At 64.0% G+C, this 17,714-nt stretch carries 16 protein-coding genes and 1 pseudogene; 5 read left to right on the top strand and 12 right to left on the bottom strand.

Translation table 11 applies throughout. The features are described from left to right. Positions 1 to 3: 3 nt before the first annotated feature. Positions 4 to 1,518, bottom strand: coding sequence for a class I SAM-dependent methyltransferase (locus tag ACIQTX_RS01675; RefSeq protein ID WP_402968034.1), 1,515 nt, complete (start codon positions 1,516 to 1,518; stop codon positions 4 to 6). A gap of 97 nt (positions 1,519 to 1,615) precedes the next feature. On the opposite strand from ACIQTX_RS01675, the gene ACIQTX_RS01670 reads away from it, so the two are divergent. The 4 genes from ACIQTX_RS01670 to trxA all read left to right on the top strand — a co-directional run bounded on the left by ACIQTX_RS01670 (position 1,616) and on the right by trxA (position 6,897). After that, positions 1,616 to 3,796, top strand: a complete 2,181-nt coding sequence (locus ACIQTX_RS01670; protein ID WP_402968031.1) for a DUF6049 family protein — start codon at positions 1,616 to 1,618, stop codon at positions 3,794 to 3,796. Next, entirely contained in the window at positions 3,789 to 5,405 is a 1,617-nt protein-coding gene (gene murJ, locus ACIQTX_RS01665) for a murein biosynthesis integral membrane protein MurJ (RefSeq protein ID WP_402968028.1), read from the top strand. Before ACIQTX_RS01670 ends, murJ begins: the two co-directional genes overlap by 8 nt. Positions 5,406 to 5,524: 119 nt before the next feature. Next, a complete protein-coding gene (trxB, locus tag ACIQTX_RS01660; RefSeq protein ID WP_028501189.1) occupies positions 5,525 to 6,505 on the top strand; it encodes a thioredoxin-disulfide reductase in 981 nt (326 codons plus the stop codon). 68 nt (positions 6,506 to 6,573) lie between these two features. Next, positions 6,574 to 6,897, top strand: a complete 324-nt coding sequence (gene trxA / locus ACIQTX_RS01655) for a thioredoxin (RefSeq protein ID WP_028501190.1) — start codon at positions 6,574 to 6,576, stop codon at positions 6,895 to 6,897. A gap of 57 nt (positions 6,898 to 6,954) precedes the next feature. Here the strand turns inward: trxA and ACIQTX_RS01650 are convergent, their stop codons facing one another. From ACIQTX_RS01650 to rpmH, 11 genes and pseudogenes are all read right to left on the bottom strand, one after another. Beyond that, a complete protein-coding gene (locus tag ACIQTX_RS01650) occupies positions 6,955 to 7,485 on the bottom strand; it encodes a GrpB family protein (protein ID WP_402968023.1) in 531 nt (176 codons plus the stop codon). Between the two features lies 1 nt (position 7,486). Next, positions 7,487 to 7,822, bottom strand: a complete 336-nt coding sequence (locus ACIQTX_RS01645) for a hypothetical protein (RefSeq protein WP_028501191.1) — start codon at positions 7,820 to 7,822, stop codon at positions 7,487 to 7,489. Positions 7,823 to 7,831: 9 nt separating this feature from the next. After that, positions 7,832 to 9,316: pseudogene (locus tag ACIQTX_RS01640) on the bottom strand (sugar porter family MFS transporter); the annotation flags it as partial. Between the two features lie 25 nt (positions 9,317 to 9,341). Beyond that, positions 9,342 to 10,313, bottom strand: a complete 972-nt coding sequence (locus ACIQTX_RS01635; protein WP_402968019.1) for a ParB/RepB/Spo0J family partition protein — start codon at positions 10,311 to 10,313, stop codon at positions 9,342 to 9,344. Beyond that, on the bottom strand, positions 10,313 to 11,188 hold the full coding sequence (locus tag ACIQTX_RS01630; RefSeq protein ID WP_402968016.1) for a ParA family protein: 876 nt from the start codon (positions 11,186 to 11,188) through the stop codon (positions 10,313 to 10,315). Before ACIQTX_RS01630 ends, ACIQTX_RS01635 begins: the two co-directional genes overlap by 1 nt. A gap of 1,336 nt (positions 11,189 to 12,524) precedes the next feature. After that, a complete protein-coding gene (gene rsmG / locus ACIQTX_RS01625) occupies positions 12,525 to 13,154 on the bottom strand; it encodes a 16S rRNA (guanine(527)-N(7))-methyltransferase RsmG (protein ID WP_402968013.1) in 630 nt (209 codons plus the stop codon). 36 nt (positions 13,155 to 13,190) lie between these two features. Continuing rightward, positions 13,191 to 13,682 (bottom strand): protein jag, encoded by a 492-nt coding sequence (locus tag ACIQTX_RS01620; protein WP_402968010.1) that lies wholly within the window; start codon positions 13,680 to 13,682, stop codon positions 13,191 to 13,193. Further along, positions 13,679 to 14,749, bottom strand: a complete 1,071-nt coding sequence (gene yidC, locus ACIQTX_RS01615) for a membrane protein insertase YidC (RefSeq protein WP_028501197.1) — start codon at positions 14,747 to 14,749, stop codon at positions 13,679 to 13,681. The genes ACIQTX_RS01620 and yidC overlap by 4 nt, the downstream gene beginning before the upstream one ends. A gap of 3 nt (positions 14,750 to 14,752) precedes the next feature. Beyond that, complete coding sequence (gene yidD / locus ACIQTX_RS01610) at positions 14,753 to 15,103, bottom strand: membrane protein insertion efficiency factor YidD (RefSeq protein WP_028501198.1); 351 nt, start codon at positions 15,101 to 15,103, stop codon at positions 14,753 to 14,755. After that, positions 15,100 to 15,456 carry a ribonuclease P protein component gene (gene rnpA, locus ACIQTX_RS01605; RefSeq protein ID WP_081663010.1) on the bottom strand — a complete coding sequence of 119 codons (357 nt, stop codon included), beginning with the start codon at positions 15,454 to 15,456 and terminating at the stop codon, positions 15,100 to 15,102. Before rnpA ends, yidD begins: the two co-directional genes overlap by 4 nt. Positions 15,457 to 15,462: 6 nt before the next feature. Further along, positions 15,463 to 15,600, bottom strand: a complete 138-nt coding sequence (gene rpmH / locus ACIQTX_RS01600) for a 50S ribosomal protein L34 (protein WP_013584598.1) — start codon at positions 15,598 to 15,600, stop codon at positions 15,463 to 15,465. A gap of 316 nt (positions 15,601 to 15,916) precedes the next feature. Between rpmH and dnaA the strand changes: the two genes are divergently transcribed. Beyond that, complete coding sequence (gene dnaA / locus ACIQTX_RS01595) at positions 15,917 to 17,308, top strand: chromosomal replication initiator protein DnaA (RefSeq protein WP_402968005.1); 1,392 nt, start codon at positions 15,917 to 15,919, stop codon at positions 17,306 to 17,308. Positions 17,309 to 17,714: the final 406 nt, after the last annotated feature.

Here is a 17,714-nt window from a genome sequence, read left to right as displayed (position 1 = left end):
GGTCTATTCCCCTGGTACCAGGATGCCGTCGAGCACGAGGGAACGGATGCGGGGCTCCAGATCCGCCCACAGCTCCACCAGCGGCACCTCGAAGAGGTCAGCCAGCGCGGCGACGATCTGCACGACCGTGAGCTCGCCATCACAGGCGCCCACGAAGCCTGCGAGTGCGGGGTCGACGTTCACCGTGCGCGCGAAGCCACCGCCCTGACGCAGCTCGATCACGCTCGGGTCGTCGTTGCCGGGAAGCAGGTGCCTCGCCTCCGTGACATCCGCCGCCGTCACCAGCCTCGCCGGTATCCCCGCGGCGAGAACATCATGCGCCGCCAGGCCCGTGCCCAGGGCGGCTCCGACATTCGAGACCTGCTGGGCGATGCGCTCTGTGCGACGGAGCGGCTCGCCCGAGGTGCCTCTGCGCATCAGCACGTACCCGAACCCGATGGAAGTCACGGCGCGGGCGGCGAAGTCGTCGAGCCATGCGGTGAGCAGCGGGGTGAACGCGGGGTCACGCGGCGTCGTGCCGCCGTCGCGGATCCACAGCTCTGCGTAGCCGAGAGGCGACAGCTCCTCACGTTCGATCACCCAGAGGTCGAGTTCGCCCGGCACCCAGGCTTCGAGGCGCGCGAGACCTGCGACGCCCGCCCTGGACTCCCAGTTCCCCAGCAGCTGCGCGATGCCGTTCGGGGTCAGGAAGGCAGGTGCACTGCGCACGAACTGCTCGACGAGAGCGTCTCCCACCAGCCCCCCGTCGCGGTACTCGTACGCAGGGACACCCTCCACGCGCGGAGTGATCACGAACGGCGGATTCGAGACGATCAGGTCGAAGGCCTCTCCTTCGACGGGTTCGAACATGCTGCCGTGTCGGAACTCGATGTTCGTCACGCCGTTGAGGTGGGCGTTGAGCTCGGCGAACGCCAGAGCACGGGCGGAGATGTCCGTCGCCACGACCGTGCCGGCTCGCCGTGCGACGAGGAGCGCCTGGATCCCGCATCCGGTGCCCAGGTCGAGGGCACGCTCGACCTGGATCGGAACGACGGTCTCGGCGAGCGTGCGCGAGGCTCCGCCGACACCCAGCACATGGTCGGCGGGCAGCGGGCCGTCGAGAGCCACCTCATCGAGGTCGCTGGCGATCCACCACTCACCCACACCCTCCGCATCGACGAACGACTGCGGACGCAACAGGGCGGTGGGTGTCACGGTGTCGGCGTCGTCGAGCTTCGCGAGCCCGAGGTCGACGAGCCCATCCACTCCGAGCCGCGGCAGCGAGGCGGCGACAGCCACCCGGGGCTGCGGCATGCCGAGCACAAGCAGACGGCCCAGCGTCGCCAGCACCCCCGAGTCACCGGCGATCGCACGCAGGATCGGCTCCCGCATTCCGCGGGCGAGTGCGTCGTCCGCCTCCTCTCCCCACAGGCGTCGCAGTGGCTCGGAGCGAAGGTCCGCAGCGTCGAGATCAGCGGCGAATGCGGCGCTGCGAAGCGGGTCTGGGAAGGGTGTGGGGGTGTCGGACACGGCCGTCACTCTACGCGTCTTCAGGGTTCTCATTCCCCGCGCCTCCTAGAATCACTAGGTCAGTACTCACGATCAGCCCGATTCCGGGCGTTCGAGGAAGACCTTCATGACCGCGATCACCCCCGAGCACGGCCTCCGTGCGCGCCTGCGAAGGCTCGCAGGCAGGACCGTCGTTCTCGCGATCGCACTGGGCTCGTGTGCACTTGCCGCACCGAGCGCGGCCATGGCTGCCGATCAGTCGTCTTCGAGCGATGATGCGGGCGTGGGGTTCCACGTGGCAGCGGGCCTTCGGGGCCTCGTCGCACCCGGTTCCTCGACCACGGCGATGCTCACAGTGCAGAACGACACCGAGTCGAAGTTGTCCAGTGGTCAGGTGCAGGTCGAACTCAGCAAGACGCCGCTGACCGATGAGGAAGCGGTCTCGAGTTGGCTCGATGATGGCGAGGCTCCCGGCGACTTCGCCTCGATCGGCACCGACACGACCGCCGTGCTCGATGCCGGGACCTCCGCCACGACGACGATCTTCGTCCCCGCCGAGACGCTCGCCGATCTCACGCCCGGCGTCTACCCGCTGCGGGCGGAACTGACCGGTGCGACCACGGAGAATGCCGCGGACGACCGTTCGACGACCGTGGCGACGACGGCTTCCAGCGTGCTGGTCATCGCCGGCTCGCAGACGGCTCAGGTCGGGGTTCTCGTTCCCATCACCGCGACTCCGGCCGGCGGTTCTCTGCTCACAGCCGAAGAGCTCTCGAAGCTCACAGCCCCCGACGGACCTCTCACCGCTCAGCTCGACGGTGTTGCCGGCACCACCGCGGTGCTCGCCATCGATCCGTCCATCCTTGCGGCGATCCGGGCACTGGGTTCGGCTGCGCCCGAGACCGCGCAGGAATGGCTCACACGCCTCGAGGGTCTGCCGAACACACGGTTCGCGTTGCAGTTCGGCGATGCGGATGCTTCGGCCCAAGCGCAGGCAGGGCTGCCCGCCCTTCTGCAGCCGACGACTCTGACTCCTTTCCTCAACGGAGCGAACTTCCCGCAGGCGTCTGCCACCCCTGCTCCCCCGGCTTCCGCGAGCACGACACCGACACCGACACCGACCGCCGCCCCTCAGCTCCCCGACGACGAAGAGCTCACCGCGATCAACGGTGCGCTCCCCCGCATCCTCTGGCCCGACAGCAGCCTCGATCAAAGCGATCTGGCCGCGTTCACGGGCTACCTCGGTGAGGGGACGACCACAATCGTCTCGTCGACGGCGGTCGGCGATCAGAGCGCGGCGCACGCGGCATCCGACGGACTCGATCTACTGGTCACAGATGCCGCCACGTCCGAGTCCCTCTCGGACGTGGCCGCCGAACCCGACGCCGTGGAGCGTCAGCGTCTGCTCGCCGAGGCCTCTGCGCTGCTCCTCCTGGCCGAGGGCCGCGTGCCGGGAGCTCCGCTGCTGATCGGACTCGATCGCGACGAAGCGCGCACTGCCGGCGCGCTGCGCGATGCGATCTCCACCGCCGACTCGATCGGATTCGAGCTGTCCGCACTCCGCGCGACGACGCCCGTCTCCGCATCCATCTCAGGTGACGTCGATCCGGCCCGTGCAGCAGCTGTGACAGACCTCCTCGCCGACGAGGGCAAGCTCACCGCCTTCTCCTCCATCCTCACCGACCCGCAGGTGCTGTTGAGCCCCGAGCGAATCAGAATTCTGCGCACCCTGTCTGTCGGCACCTCCGCGAGCGCCTTCGCAAAGAAGGTCGACGCACATAAGGAACGGACCGAGGGCACTCTGGCCGCGGTCAACATCCCGCCGTCCAGCACGATCCAGTTGCTCACAGCCAATGCCGATCTGCCGATCGCGGTGCGCAACGATCTGCCGTGGCCCGTGAATGTGCAGCTCTTCGCCTCTCCCACTGACCCGCGTCTCGAGGTCAAACCGATGACAGAGACTGTCGTGCAGGCCAACTCGACGGTGCGAGTCAAAGTACCCGTGTCCGCACGGGTGGGAAGCGGCGAGGTCGACCTCCGGCTCAGCCTCTACAGCCCCACCGGCGTGCAGATCCAGGACACGCAATCGGTCCGCGTCGCCGTCCGCGCGGAATGGGAGACCATCGGTCTGATCGTCTTCGGCGGTCTCACCGTCGTGCTGATCGCGCTCGGCGTGATCCGCACCGTCCGTCGCAAGCGCCGCGAGGCAGCCGAAGAGGCAGTACTCGAAGCGCAGATCGAAACTCTCGAAGAGGATGCCGTGGAAGCCAGACCGGATGCCACGACGACCGAAGACAAGCATGAGTAGTCTCGGACGCGCGAGCGCTGTGATCGGCGCCGGCACCCTGGTGTCGCGCCTGACCGGCCTGCTGCGCAGCATCGTGCTCGTCGGCGTCCTCGGCTCTGTCGCCTCCGAAGCAGCGGATGCGTTCACCTACGCGAACCAGCTGCCGAACAGCGTCTTCTCCTTGATCTCGGTCGGCATCCTCACCGCCGTCATCGTGCCTCAGATCGTCAAGGCGACCGCGGATGCCGACGGTGGCAACGCGTTCATCTCGAAGCTGTTCACTCTCGGCACAGTCGTTCTGGTCGTGGTGACCGGAATCGCGACTGCAATGGCACCGTGGCTGGTGCATTTGGTTGCCGGCAAGGCCAACGAGTCCACTCTCGCGCTCGCGACAGCTCTCGCGTACTGGTGTCTGCCCCAGATCCTCCTCTACGGCCTGTACGCGATGCTCGGTGAAGCGCTCAACGCGCGGAAGATCTTCGGCCCGTTCACCTGGGCGCCGGTCGTCAACAACATCGTCTCGATCGCCGGATTCCTGGCACTCGGCGCTCTCTTCGGGCCCGTTTCCACCAAGGCCACCAACTGGACTCCGGAGATGATCAGCCTGCTCGGCGGCACCGCCACGCTGGGTATCGCTCTTCAGGCCGTCGTCCTGCTCGTGTTCTGGCGTCGCACGGGCCTCGCGCTGAAGCCTGACTTCCGCTGGCGCGGAGTGGGCCTCGGCAATGTCGGCCGTCTGGCGGGCTGGACGTTCCTCATGGCCTTCGCGAGCCTCTCCGCAGGAATCCTTCAGGGATACATCGTCAGCGAGGTAGCCGGTCTCGGTGCGTCCGCCACTGTGACGGCGAACGCCTGGCTCATCTTCATGCTCCCGTACTCGGTGATCGTGCTCTCGATCGGCACCCCCTACTTCACTCAGATCAGCGGTCACGCCGCTGCCGGACGTGACGACGAGGTCCGCGCCGACATCGCACGGAGTATCCGCACCCTGCTGTTCTTCATCGTGGCGGCCGTGGCAGCTGTCGCTGCCGCGGCCATCCCTGCGTCTCGTGTGTTCACCGACTCCGCCGATGATGCCCAAGCCGCTGCCTGGGTGCTGATCGCGTACCTCGTCGGACTCATCCCCCTCACGATCCTGTTCATCGTGCAGCGCACCTTCTATGCGTATGACGACACACGCACGCCCTTCTGGTTCACGATCTTCCAGTGTGTCCTCATCGTGGCGACCGCACTGATCGCTCTGGGAATGCGAGAAGCGGGAATCATCCCCCTCACCTCCCTCGCCGCGGCGGTCGCGCTCGGACAGTCGATCGCGAGCATCCTGCAGACGATAGTTGCCACCTGGCTGCTGCACCGCAAGATCGGCGGTCTGCAGATCCGCTCGTGGATGTCGGCCATCGGTCGCTTCGCGATCGCCGGTATCCCGGCGGGTCTGGCCGGCTGGGGCGCTTTCGCGCTGCTCGGTGGCACCACCGGCTGGACGATGGATGACAAGATCCAGGGCGCCGTCGGTACGGCGATCATCGGTCTCGTCGTCGTGGTCGTCTACATCGCGATCCTCGCCGTGATGCGCGCCCCCGAGCTCAAAGCGGGCAGCGCGCTCGTCCGCCGATTCCTCCCCGGCCGCTGATCCGGGCGCGGAGCCTTCTCCCAGCCCGGCGACGCACACTGTCCGGGGAATGCCTCGCGGCTACCATGGGTTGAACCACTCGAAGGTCATTCGACTGCAGTTTCTAAGACGGAGAGCACATGCGTCAGGTCATCATCATCGGCTCCGGCCCCGCCGGATTCACGGCTGCCATCTACGCGGCCCGAGCGAACCTCAAGCCGCTGCTCATCGCGAGCTCGGTCGAGGTCGGCGGCGAGCTGATGAACACCACCGAGGTCGAGAACTACCCGGGCTTCCCCGAAGGCATCCAGGGTCCTGAGCTCATGGCCAAGTTCCAGGAGCAGGCCGAGAAGTTCGGCACCGAGGTCGTCTACGACGACGTCACCGAGCTGCAGCTCGACGGCCCCGTCAAGAAGGTTATCCTCGGCTCCGGTGCGGAGCACGAGACGCAGTCGCTGATCTACGCGACCGGCTCCGCCTACCGCAAGCTCGGCATCGAGGGCGAAGAGCGTCTTTCCGGCTACGGAGTCTCGTGGTGCGCCACGTGCGACGGCTTCTTCTTCCGCGAGAAGACGATCGCCGTCGTCGGCGGCGGCGACTCGGCGATGGAAGAGGCCACCTTCCTCACGCGCTTCGCCGAGAAGGTCTACGTCATCCACCGCAAGGACACTCTGCGCGCTTCGAAGATCATGCAGGAGCGTGCATTCGCGAACCCCAAGATCGAGTTCGTGTGGAACAGTGCTGTCTCCGAGGTGCTGGGTGGCGATTCGGTGACCGGCGTGCAGCTGCGTTCGACGGTCGATGGCACCCTGAGCGACCTTCCGCTCGACGGACTCTTCATCGCGATCGGCAACGACCCGCGCACGCACCTCGTGCACGACAAGCTCGAGCTCACGGCAGAGGGCACGATCTGGGTCGACGGCCGCTCGTCGAAGACCTCGGTTCCGGGCGTCTTCGCCGCCGGCGACGTGATCGACCCCACCTACCGTCAGGCCATCACGGCAGCCGGTACTGGAACGATCGCTGCCCTCGACGCCGAGCACTTCCTCGCGGATTTTGAGGATGCTTCCGTAGAGGTCCCTGCTGCGGAAGCGGCCGAGATCCTCACGGCCTCGGCATAGTCCGGTCGGGAACACTTTTCGCTCGTCCGCTGTTGTAGCTGGCGAACCTCAAATCAAGGAGAACTCTGATGAGTGCAAAGGCTACGAGCCAGGCGACCTGGGAACAGGACGTTCTGCAGGCCGAAGGTCCCGTGCTGGTGGACTTCTGGGCCGAGTGGTGCGGTCCGTGTCGTATGGTCGCGCCGGTGCTGGATGAGATCCAGGCCGATAACCCCGACAAGATCACCATCCTCAAGCTCAACGTCGACGAGAACCCCGAGCTGGCGATGAAGTACCAGATCACGTCGATCCCGGCGATGAAGGTCTTCGACGGTGGTGAGGTCAAGACGACCATCATCGGCGCCAAGCCGAAGTTCGCGCTCGAGAAGGACCTCGCCGCTTTCATCGGCTGATCCTCTTACTCGAAGGCCCGCATCTCTCCGGAGATGCGGGCCTTTTCGCATCCCCGGTCAGCTCTTGTCGTGCACGGGGATCGGGGCAAGGCCACGGTCGATACGAGCCTTGTCCATGATGAGCTGGATCACTTTCGTCTTCCCGGCGTTGTACGACTGCTCCCCGGTACGCGCCGCGTCGAGAGCCGCGTGTTTGGCTCGTTCGTAGAGGATGACGTCGTCCGGATGCTCTCGCAGCCAGTCGCGCAGGATCCTCTGGCTGACATCGTCCCAGGTGTGCGCCTCAAAGAAGTGAGCGATCCGGGTGCGTGCATCACCCACTTCGAACACCATCACTCGATGACTGCGTATCCCGCTCCCCACACGCCAGCCGATGGTCTCGAGTGCGGGGCGATGCCTGAGGAAATCAGCGTCGTCGACGATTCGCACCGCGACGTCGATGACCGGCTTGGCGCTCAATCCAGGGATCGCCGTGGATCCTATGTGCTCGATATCCCATCCCGGGTCGCCGTGTTCGCGGAGCTCCGTCGCAACTTCCTCGAACACAGCCGGCCACGCCGGATCATACGGAACGAGGACGATGCTCACGTCAGGAGGCGTCGGCCACGCTCGGGTCCCACCGACGATGCCGCTGCTTCTCGTCCAGCAGCCCCCAGACGGCCGAGGTGAGTTCCGGGTACTCCAACGCGATCTGGCGCAGCACACGGTAGTGCCTGGCGGCGTTGGGACGCACTCCGTCGTTCGCGTTGATGTTGTCGGCGCGCAGCAGGTACACGACGAGCTCATCGACGCTCGGAAGATCTTCCATGAACTCCCAGGGGTCTTCCCCACCGAGGAGTCGCTCCTGGATGAGCACCGCAAGCTCGTCGGCGGCCTCGGCACGCAGCACTTCCAGGCTGGCGCGGCGCTGAACGGACTCGGTCATGCCTTAAGCCTACGTCGGCTGCGGACCCCTCCGTCGCGTGACCTTCATGTTCTCGGTCATCTCCTCGAGTTCCTTGCCCTTGGTCTCGGGCACCTTGAAGAACACGAAGAAGAACGACAGGAGAGCGAAGAACGCGTAGAACCCGTATGCGAACGTGAGGCCGATCTCGGCGAAGGCGGGGAAGGTCGTCGAGATGAAGAAGTTCGCAACCCACTGCGCGGCCGCGGCCACAGCGAGAGCGCCCGCGCGGATCGAGTTCGGGAAGATCTCACCCAGCAGCACCCAGACCAACGGGCCCCAGCTCGCGCCGAAGAAGACGACGAATCCGTTCGCGCAGACCAGGGCGATGGTGGCCCACGGATCAGGAAGTGTGGCGGTGCCCTGTGCGTCGAGAGTGCCGAACGAGAAAGCGAGCGCCATGAGGCCGAGCGTCACCGTCATCCCGACCGAGCCGACCAGCAGCATGATGCGGCGCCCGATCTTGTCGACCAGCAGGATCGCCACGATGGTGACCACGATGTTCGTGACCGATGTGATCACCGAGGTCAGCAGCGCGCTGGACTCGTCGAAGCCCACGGACTGCCACAGGGTCGTGGAGTAGTAGAAGATCACGTTGATGCCGACGAACTGCTGGAACACCGACAACAGGATGCCGATCCAGACGATCGGCTTCAGCCCGAAGCGATTGCCACGGAGGTCTCGCAACGACTCGGTGCGCTCCGTGTCGATGGTTCCGGTGATCTCTTGGATCTTGCCTTCGACGTCGATCGTGCCGGTTACGGTCTCGAGAACTTCTGCAGCACGCTTCAGCTCCCCCTTGCGCACCAGATATCGCGGCGATTCCGGGAGCCGGAGCGACATGATGCCGTAGACCAGGGCCGGGATCGCGGCGACCATGAACATCCATCGCCACGCCGTGAGGCCCCACAGCGGCTGGTCCGCCGAACCCGCGATACCGGCGAGGAACGCATCGGAGAGAAGCGCGGCGAAGATACCGGTCACGATCGCGAGCTGCTGCAGCGAGCCGAGTCTTCCGCGCACCGCTGCAGGCGACACCTCCGCGATGTAGGCGGGGGCGATGACGGATGCTGCACCGACACCCAGTCCGCCGATGACACGCCAGATGATGAGGTCGACGACACTGAAGGCGAGACCTGAACCGATCGCGGATATGAAGAACATCCCCGCCGCGACGACCATCACGGGGATGCGTCCGTACTTGTTCGACACGGGACCCGCGAACCAGGCCCCCACAGCACAGCCGATGAGTGCCGACGAGACGGCGAAGCCCTTCAGCGCCGTGCCGAGGTCGAACCCGGAGACATCGCCCGCCAGTGCGTCGACGGCTCCGTTGATCACGGCTGTGTCGAATCCGAAGAGGAATCCACCCAATGCCGCCGCGATACTCACCGTGATCACACGGCGCTTGATGGCAGCTGGACCCGCTGGTCTGCTCATGACATCCCCCTCATCGTCAAGATGACGCGAGTCTAGGCGACCTGCGACGCTATCGGGGGTGTCACTTCGCCGTGCCGTAGCCGCTCTCGCCGATCTCCTCGAGGATGCGATTGAGATCCTGAATCGATGCGAAATCGATTGTGACCTGGCCTTTACGCGCACCGAGTGCGATCTTGACCCGGGTGTTCAAGCGGTCACCGAGCTTGCCTGCGACCTCGTCGAGATAGGCACGACGCGCACCAGGAGTCGGCTTCACGGACTTGCCGGCGCTGGGCTGCGACTTGGCAGCCTCCTCCGTCGCTCGCACCGAAAGGTCTTCGTTGACGACCTTGTCGGCAAGGCGCTGCATCGATTCCGGGGAATCGAGGCTGAGAATCGCGCGCGCATGTCCTGCAGTCAGCACACCGGCTGCCACCCGCTGCTGCACCGGTACGGGCAGCTTCAGCAGGCGGATCGTGTTGCTGATCTGGGGACGGGAGCGACCGATTCTGGTGGCCAGTTCTTCCTGGGTGATCCCGAAGTCCTCGAGAAGCTGCTGGTAAGCCGATGCCTCTTCGAGCGGGTTCAGCTCAGATCGGTGGAGGTTCTCGAGCAGCGCGTCACGGAGAAGATCCTCGTCCGCGGTGTCGCGAACGATCGCGGGAATGACCTCGAGACCAGCCTCACGAGCGGCACGGGTGCGCCGCTCCCCCATGATCAGCTCGTACTGGCCCTCATTGTTCTTACGAACGACGACCGGCTGCAGCACGCCGAACTCACGCACGCTGTGGACCAGCTCTGCGAGGTCCTCAGCATTGAAGTGCGTACGAGGCTGTCGCGGATTCGCGACGATGGTGTTCGGATCGACCTGTATCAGGTGGATACCGGGAACAGCTGCGAGCTCTGGCTCGTCAGCTGCCGTCTCGACAGCCTTCTCCGACGCGGCCTGGCGCAGGCTCGCGCCCGGGAAGAAGATGTCAACGGGACGTTCAGACTGATCAGCAGTGGGAATGAGGGCGCCGATCCCCCGGCCCAGTCCAGTGCGCTTCGCCATCATTTCTCCTTGCTCTGCGTCGCTGTCCGCGATGCGATTTCGACGGCAGCCTCGCGGTAGGCGATCGCACCGGCGGATTGTCCGTCGTAAGCGATCACGGTCTGCCCGAAACTCGGGGCCTCGGAAACACGGACCGAGCGCGGGATGACCGTCTCCAGAACCTGTTCCGGGAAGTGTGTGCGCACCTCATCGGCGACCTGCTGGGCAAGACGGGTACGCCCGTCGAACATGGTCAGCAGAATCGTGGAGAGATGCAAGGCGGGGTTCAGGTGCTTCTGGATCATCTGGATGCTCCCGAGCAGCTGGCTGAGTCCCTCAAGAGCGTAGTACTCGCACTGAATCGGGATGAAGACCTCGGTGGCCGCCGTGAACGCGTTGATCGTGAGCAATCCCAGCGAAGGAGGACAGTCGATGATGACGAAATCCATGGGGTTGTCGACCAGGTAGGTCTCCAATGCACGGCGCAGACGATGCTCTCGTGCGACCTGAGCGACGAGCTCGATCTCGGCACCCGCGAGATGGATGGTACTCGGCGCACAGAAGAGGTTGGGATCTTCCGGGCTCGCCTGCACGATGTCCGCGAGGGGGAACTCCTCGATGAGGACGTCATAGACGCTGGGGACGTCCGCACTATGCGGAACCCCGAGCGCGGTAGACGCATTGCCCTGTGGATCAAGGTCGATGACCAGAACCTTCGCACCTAGCCCGGCGAGGGCGGAAGCGATATTCACAGCGGTCGTGGTCTTGCCCACGCCACCCTTCTGATTCGACACCGTCAGCACACGGGTTTCCCCTGTGAACTCCACAGCCGTAGCTTCCAGTGCCCGCCTGCGAGCGGAGAGGTCAGCGATTTCCCGCGCGAGCGGCGTATCCATCCCGAACGACTCGTTCGATGATGTCTTCTCGGATTGTTTCACGTGAAACATCCACTCCTTTCGGGGCCGCGTTCCACTCTAATCGCATGCAGCGACGTTCGATTACGGATGCGCCCACAGCACTGCGCTCCGGGGCGGAAACAGGCGAACCGGCAGCCAGTTCACGGTTCGATCGCACCCTTTGAGTGGGACCGGGTGGTCAGATTCCCACGAAAGTGATTTGAGATCCCTCAAACAGTCATGTTTCACGTGAAACGTCGTGCCGACGGCCCGAGGAGGAATTCACTTCCAGACGAACGAGCCTCGGAAGTCTTGGCTGGTGGGCGACCAGTCCCTCGGGGTAGAGCCCCCAGCACCGCTACGTACTGACCGCAGCCTCGCTCACACATCGGCCCTATTGACCGAAGCTCCACCGAGGTTTCATGCGCGCGTCTTGGGGCGATCCACCGTGCACCCACTGTCTCCTACTGCACTCAAGACCCCGACTACCCGAATACCGCGTCTCCCCCGCAGCGTCCAGCCCCGTTTCACGTGAAACATTCGGCTCCGTAAACCTCCCGCTGCACTCAGACGGTCGATTGCCGCTCCGATCCGGAATGTACTTCTCCATGGGGGGAGGCACCTCCCCAGGAGTGCTCCACTCGCACGGGAGCACATCGACGTCTACGAGCCGAATCCTCAGGGCCGCACCCCCGACCGGATAGCGCCGTGTCGCCCATATTCAAGCTCCAACGCTCCGCACGGGACGCAACTTGTGGAGCAGTGGCATGTCGGCTTCAGGCGTCGGAAGCCCTTCATCCGCCAGGCACAACAGGGAGCGTGATCATGCCATGGGGAGCGCAACGATCCGACGGTGACGACAGGGACCGACGACGCGAGAACCACGATGCGAAATGAACGATGAGAGGGGAGGAACGCCTGGCGGAATCCAGGCTGACGAGTGCCACTCTTAGAAGTCGAGGCACAGACTCACCAGCAACGGTGGTGGGTTTGTCGCATTGCGCTGAAGTACAGGCAGACAGGGCTGTGTCCACTCGACCTGTAGGAAGCACCGAGCGCCATAAACACCTGGGGCCGTTTCACGTGAAACATCACCGAGCCGCTCATCAGGACCGACCGGGCGGAGGTAGCATCAGACGCCGCGCCACGCGTCCTGCAATCAAGCCCGCGCGACTCATCCTGCACCCGAGCCCCCGCAACGATTGGAGGTCGACTACGCCTTGGCGGGTTGCGACCGCCTACACGACGACAAGTCAGCATGTACGGCGACAAGTCAGCATGTACGCAAAAGCCGGATGTTCCACGTGAAACATCCGGCTTGCAGTGGATCGCGGTATCAGCGGACCCGAGCCCGCAATACCCGAGTCGTCTCGGGGAGAACGTTCTCCCCCATTACTTCGACCCGCACATCCGCGAGGCGGAACTTCTTGATCTGCTTCTGTGCAGCCTCGATCTCGTTCGCGACATTCATACCCTTGAGGAGAGCCAACTCTCCCCCGTCGCGAACCAGAGGTGCTGTGATCGGGATCAGTGTACGCAGCGCACTGACTGCTCTGGCGGTGACGACATCGAATCCGTCAGTGGACCGGACATCTTCGGCACGTGCACGAAGTACCGTGACGTTCCCGAGCTCCAGCGCAGAGACCTGCTCGTTGAGCCAGACAACCCGGCGCTCCATGGGCTCAACCAGAGTCCACTGCACGTCAGGACGTGAGATTGCGAGAACGATTCCGGGAAGCCCGGCCCCGGAGCCGATATCAGCCACAGATCCGTAGAAGAGCGGCGCCGCTATCACGCTGTTGAGGATGTGTCGAGTCCACAGCCGTGGAAGCTCGAGTGGACCGATGAGTCCACGCTCTTCGCCTTCACGGGCGAGCGCAGCTGTAAACGCGCGCGCTACGTCGATCCGATCACCGAAGAGGTCACCCGCAACTGCCGGCTCGACCTCGAGCTCGAGATCACTCATGGAAATCTCCGAGAACGCGATGTTTCACGTGAAACATCAACGACGGCGGAGGACCGTGTGCCGGTCAGCGCCCTCGCCATAGGACTCGGATACGAGTCCACGCTCAGCTGCGATGTCATGGACGAGCTTGCGCTCATAGCTCGACATCGACGGCAGGGAAGCCTGCGACGAACCCTCATCGAGCTTCTCGGCCGCTGCGTTGACCAATGTCTCCAGCTGGCGACGGCGAGTATCGCGCGAGCCGGCGACATCGAGGATCAATCGGGAGAACGATCCGGTCTTGCTCTGCACCGCGAGGCGAGTGAGTTCCTGAAGCGCCTGGACAGTGTCGGGAGCCGAGAGCAATGCAAGCCCATCACCCTCAGCCTCTACGGAGACGTAGGCGCGGCCCTGGCGGACGTCGAGGTTCAGGTCCCCATCGATATCCGCGATGTCAAGGAGCTCCTCGAGGTAATCCGCGGCGACGTCGCCCTCATTCTCGAGCTGAGCCACGGTGGGCTCGATGTTCTCGGTCATGGTCTCGCTCATGAACCGCTCCCCTTCTTCTTAGAACGCTTCTTACCCACCGGCTGCTGACGCTTCGGTGCTTCGGCCTTCGCCTTTTCGACCTCTTCGAGCAGACGCTGCTGCTCAGCCTCATACGCGGCCATCGGCACGACCTTGCCCGAGGAGTCGATCGCCTTGCCCTTGCGGGCCAGACGCTCTTCACGTGCCTTGGCGGCCTCCGAACCCGGAGTCGGCATCTCGCGGATGACGAGGAACTGCTGGCCCATGGTCCAGAGGTTCGAGATGAACCAGTAGACGACCACGCCGAGGGGGAAGAACACACCGGAGAAGATGAAGCCCAGCGGCAGAACGTAGAGCATGATCTTCTGCATCTGGTACGCCTGGCCGGTCTTGGCCTCGGGCGACAGGTTCTTCGAGATGATCTGCAGCTGCGTGAAGAACTGCGAAGCGATCATGAGCACGACGAGGGTGACCAGGATGACGATCGCCGTGGTGTTCTTCGCCTCGACCGCGTTGCCCAGGTTCTCGTGCAGGGAGGCGACACCGAACAGCTTGGCGTCGTAGAACTCCTTCGTCAGCTCGGGGCTCATCAAGCCCACGCCGCCGATTCCTGCCTCCGCATGCTTCTTGACGTCGCTCAGAACGCTGAAGAGGGAGAAGAAGATCGGCATCTGTACCAGGAGCGGCAGGCAGCTCGACATCGGTGTCGTGCCGTGCTTCTTGTACAGGCCCATGGTCTCGCGGCTCATGGCCTCGCGAGAGAGCTGATCCTTCTTTCCGCGATACTTCTCCTGAACTTTTCGCAGTTCAGGAGCAATTTCCATCATCTTTCGCTGGCTCTTGATCTGCTTCACGAAGAGCGGGATCAGAGCAGCGCGGACCACGACCACGAGGCCGACGATCGACAGCACCCAGGTGATGCCGGATGCCGCAGGGAGACCGACGGCCGTCAGGAGCCAGTGCCAGGCGACGAGGATCAGCTCGACCACCCACTTGAGCGGCCAGAGGATGGTGCCGAGCAGATCGAACCCACCTGCAGCGGGGGCGTCGCTAGGAGTGGAGCTGGCTAGCAGAAGGTCAAGACCCACCGATCAGTCCTTTCGGGAAGGGACGACGAAACCGTGTGAGGTCAGGTCGTAGCGGAAGTGGTCATGCGGCCGCACGTCATCGACGCCGCCGCTGGTCCAGGGGTTGCAGCGGAGGATGCGCCACGCCGAGAGCACCGCTCCCTTTGCAGCACCGTGCTGCTGCACCGCACCTACAGCGTAGGCGGAACAGCTGGGGTAGTACGCACAGACATCTCCGTACATCGGGGAGATGACCTTGCGATAGCCCGTGAGGAAGCCAAGGACCAGATTTCGGGGGATCAGCGGGATGCTGCGGAGGAGATCGCTCGAGTGCACCTGCGCCGTGCCGATCGACGAGGCGGGCAGCGCCGTCATGAGGATCCTGCAGTCGATGCCGGCGTGAGCCTGCTGAGACACCGACGTACATCGGCTTCGAGCTCGGCGAAGGAAGCCTCCGCAGATGCAGGAAGGGCACGGATGACGACATCCGTGCCCTCGGGAACACGCGGGAGCGCCTCCGCACAGACGGCTTTGAGTCGCCGACGCACGGTATTGCGCACCACAGCGGTGCCTACCTGCTTGCTGATGATGAATCCGAACCTTGCGGCTCTGCTCTCGCCCGTCGTCAACATCGAGGTGATGACACGCGCGCCGCCACAACGGGAACCACGACGAACGACCAGACGATAGTCGGTCCCGCGGGTCAGCCGATGTGGGCGGGCGAGCACAGCGGACTACGCAGAGAGCTCGGTGCGGCCCTTCGCGCGGCGGGCAGCGAGGATGCCGCGGCCGGCACGCGTACGCATGCGGGCGCGGAAACCGTGCTTCTTGGCGCGACGGCGGTTGTTGGGCTGGAAGGTGCGCTTGCTCATGGAATCACTCCGGGAATGCTGCCACCGGATTCACTTCGACCGGAGACATGGGGAACTGCCAAAAATGGCATAAGTCAACCGACTTAGGGTACGTCCTACTGGCGCGCAGAGCAAATCTGCGTGCTTCGGAGGTGGTCGACCGACCCGAACCGCACAGCCATTATCCACAACCACGGCTCGCCCGACAGGCACAACACGCGCGCGTAATTTCAAGGGCAGGTTGCCGTTCACAGCCGGGGTGACTACCGTGGCATCCTAAGTTATCCACAGGGGGCACGGCACGTCGACCCCGCCTCGATCACTCGTCCGGAGCGTCATGTCATCACCTGCCCAGCCCGACGTTCCTATCTGGACCACGGTGCAGGAGCTTCTGGTCGATGACGATCGCGTCACGCCACAGCTTCAGGGCTTCCTGAGCCTGGCCGTACCCGCCGGAGTCATGTCGGCGACGCTGTACCTCGAAGTGCCGAACGATCTCACAGCTGCGCAGATCAACAAGCGACTGCGGCTCCCGATCATGGAGGCTCTCTCCCACATCGGCGACGAGGTCTCCTCGTACCGCGTCGTCGTCAACCACGAGCTCGCCGAGCAGCAGTCGGCACCGATGGTGGTCGGCGACTTCGGCCGACATGAACAGGCCCGCATCGAGTCGCCGATGGAACAGCCGACTCAGTTGCGCCATGAGTCGCGGCTGAACCCGAAGTACACCTTCGACAACTTCGTCATCGGTCAGTCCAACCGATTCGCGCATGCCGCAGCGGTCGCCGTCGCCGAAGCACCGGCCAAGGCCTACAACCCGCTGTTCATCTACGGTGACTCGGGGCTCGGCAAGACCCACCTCCTCCATGCGATCGGCGACTACGCGCAGTCCCTCTATGCAGGAGTGAAGGTCCGCTACGTCTCGAGTGAGGAGTTCACCAATGACTTCATCAACTCGATCGCGAACAACCGTGGCGCCGCCTTCCAGGCTCGATACCGCGACGTCGACATCCTCCTGATCGACGACATCCAGTTTCTTCAGGGGCGTGCGGAGACGCAGGAAGCGTTCTTCCACACCTTCAACACGCTGCACGACCACAACAAGCAGGTCGTGATCACCAGCGACGTCGCCCCGAAGCACCTCACCGGATTCGAAGATCGGATGCGAAGCCGCTTCGAGTGGGGCTTGATCACCGACGTCCAGGCACCGGACCTCGAGACGCGCATCGCGATCCTCCGCAAGAAGGCGCAGAGCGAGGCCCTCCATATCCCGGACGAAGTCCTCGAGTACATCGCCACGGTCGTCTCGTCGAACATCAGAGAGCTCGAGGGCGCCCTCATCCGGGTCTCGGCCTTCGCCAGCCTCAATCGCTCGGCACTCGACATCTCGCTCGCACAGACGGTGCTCCGCGACATCATCGACACCGCAGAAGACAACATCATCTCGCCGACCGACATCATCACCGCGACGGCTCAGTACTTCAAGCTCACCGTCGACGACCTCTACGGCTCGAGTCGCTCCCAGCAGATCGCCACCTCCAGGCAGATCGCCATGTACCTCTGTCGTGAACGCACGAGTCTCTCGCTGCCGAAGATCGGTCAGCTGTTCGGCAACAGGGACCACACCACGGTGATGTATGCCTATAAGAAGATCAGTGAGCTCATGAAGGAGCGTCGCTCCATCTACAACCAGGTGACGGAGATCACCACGCAACTCGGTCGCCGCTGAGCGTCCGAAGTCGCGAGAAAAGGGAGAGGCAGCACCCGAACGGTGCTGCCTCTCCCTTTTTCCGTGCCCGCCAGGGAATCTGATCGCCGGATAGATGCCTGTTTGCACATGTGGATAACTTGTGGATGAACGTGGATTCGATCGGGACGAATGTGGGCTGATCGCCCAAACCTGTGGATAACTATGGGAGGGCGCGGATCGACCCGGATGCCGGTAACCCGCGGATTCCTCAGGGATTCCACAACTGACAACCATGTAGTTCCCTACTCGCTCTTGCTATCCACCGACTTATCCACAGTATCCACAGCTGTTAACACTGTTAAGGAGTTAAGTCTTTCAAGGCGCGATCCCATCACCAGACGGTGGGGAGAACCGTCGAGCGAACGACAAGAACCTCGGCGTAGGG

It is taken from the genome of Microbacterium sp. NPDC090281, assembly GCF_044769635.1.
In the GTDB taxonomy this organism is placed as follows: domain Bacteria; phylum Actinomycetota; class Actinomycetes; order Actinomycetales; family Microbacteriaceae; genus Microbacterium.
The sequence above is the reverse complement of the archived record's forward strand: the minus strand, read 5'-3'. Positions and strand labels throughout refer to the sequence as shown.

What these genes read in the sequence shown, in the direction of transcription:
- trxB (WP_028501189.1), top strand. Translation starts at nt 5,525, where the DNA reads ATGCGTCAGGTCATCATCATCGGCTCCGGCCCCGCCGGATTCACGGCT.
- ACIQTX_RS01630 (WP_402968016.1), bottom strand. Translation starts at nt 11,188, where the DNA reads ATGGATACGCCGCTCGCGCGGGAAATCGCTGACCTCTCCGCTCGCAGG.
- trxA (WP_028501190.1), top strand. Translation starts at nt 6,574, where the DNA reads ATGAGTGCAAAGGCTACGAGCCAGGCGACCTGGGAACAGGACGTTCTG.
- murJ (WP_402968028.1), top strand. Translation starts at nt 3,789, where the DNA reads ATGAGTAGTCTCGGACGCGCGAGCGCTGTGATCGGCGCCGGCACCCTG.
- yidD (WP_028501198.1), bottom strand. Translation starts at nt 15,103, where the DNA reads ATGACGGCGCTGCCCGCCTCGTCGATCGGCACGGCGCAGGTGCACTCG.
- rpmH (WP_013584598.1), bottom strand. Translation starts at nt 15,600, where the DNA reads ATGAGCAAGCGCACCTTCCAGCCCAACAACCGCCGTCGCGCCAAGAAG.
- ACIQTX_RS01635 (WP_402968019.1), bottom strand. Translation starts at nt 10,313, where the DNA reads ATGGCGAAGCGCACTGGACTGGGCCGGGGGATCGGCGCCCTCATTCCC.
- rsmG (WP_402968013.1), bottom strand. Translation starts at nt 13,154, where the DNA reads ATGAGTGATCTCGAGCTCGAGGTCGAGCCGGCAGTTGCGGGTGACCTC.
- ACIQTX_RS01670 (WP_402968031.1), top strand. Translation starts at nt 1,616, where the DNA reads ATGACCGCGATCACCCCCGAGCACGGCCTCCGTGCGCGCCTGCGAAGG.
- ACIQTX_RS01620 (WP_402968010.1), bottom strand. Translation starts at nt 13,682, where the DNA reads ATGAGCGAGACCATGACCGAGAACATCGAGCCCACCGTGGCTCAGCTC.
- ACIQTX_RS01645 (WP_028501191.1), bottom strand. Translation starts at nt 7,822, where the DNA reads ATGACCGAGTCCGTTCAGCGCCGCGCCAGCCTGGAAGTGCTGCGTGCC.
- dnaA (WP_402968005.1), top strand. Translation starts at nt 15,917, where the DNA reads ATGTCATCACCTGCCCAGCCCGACGTTCCTATCTGGACCACGGTGCAG.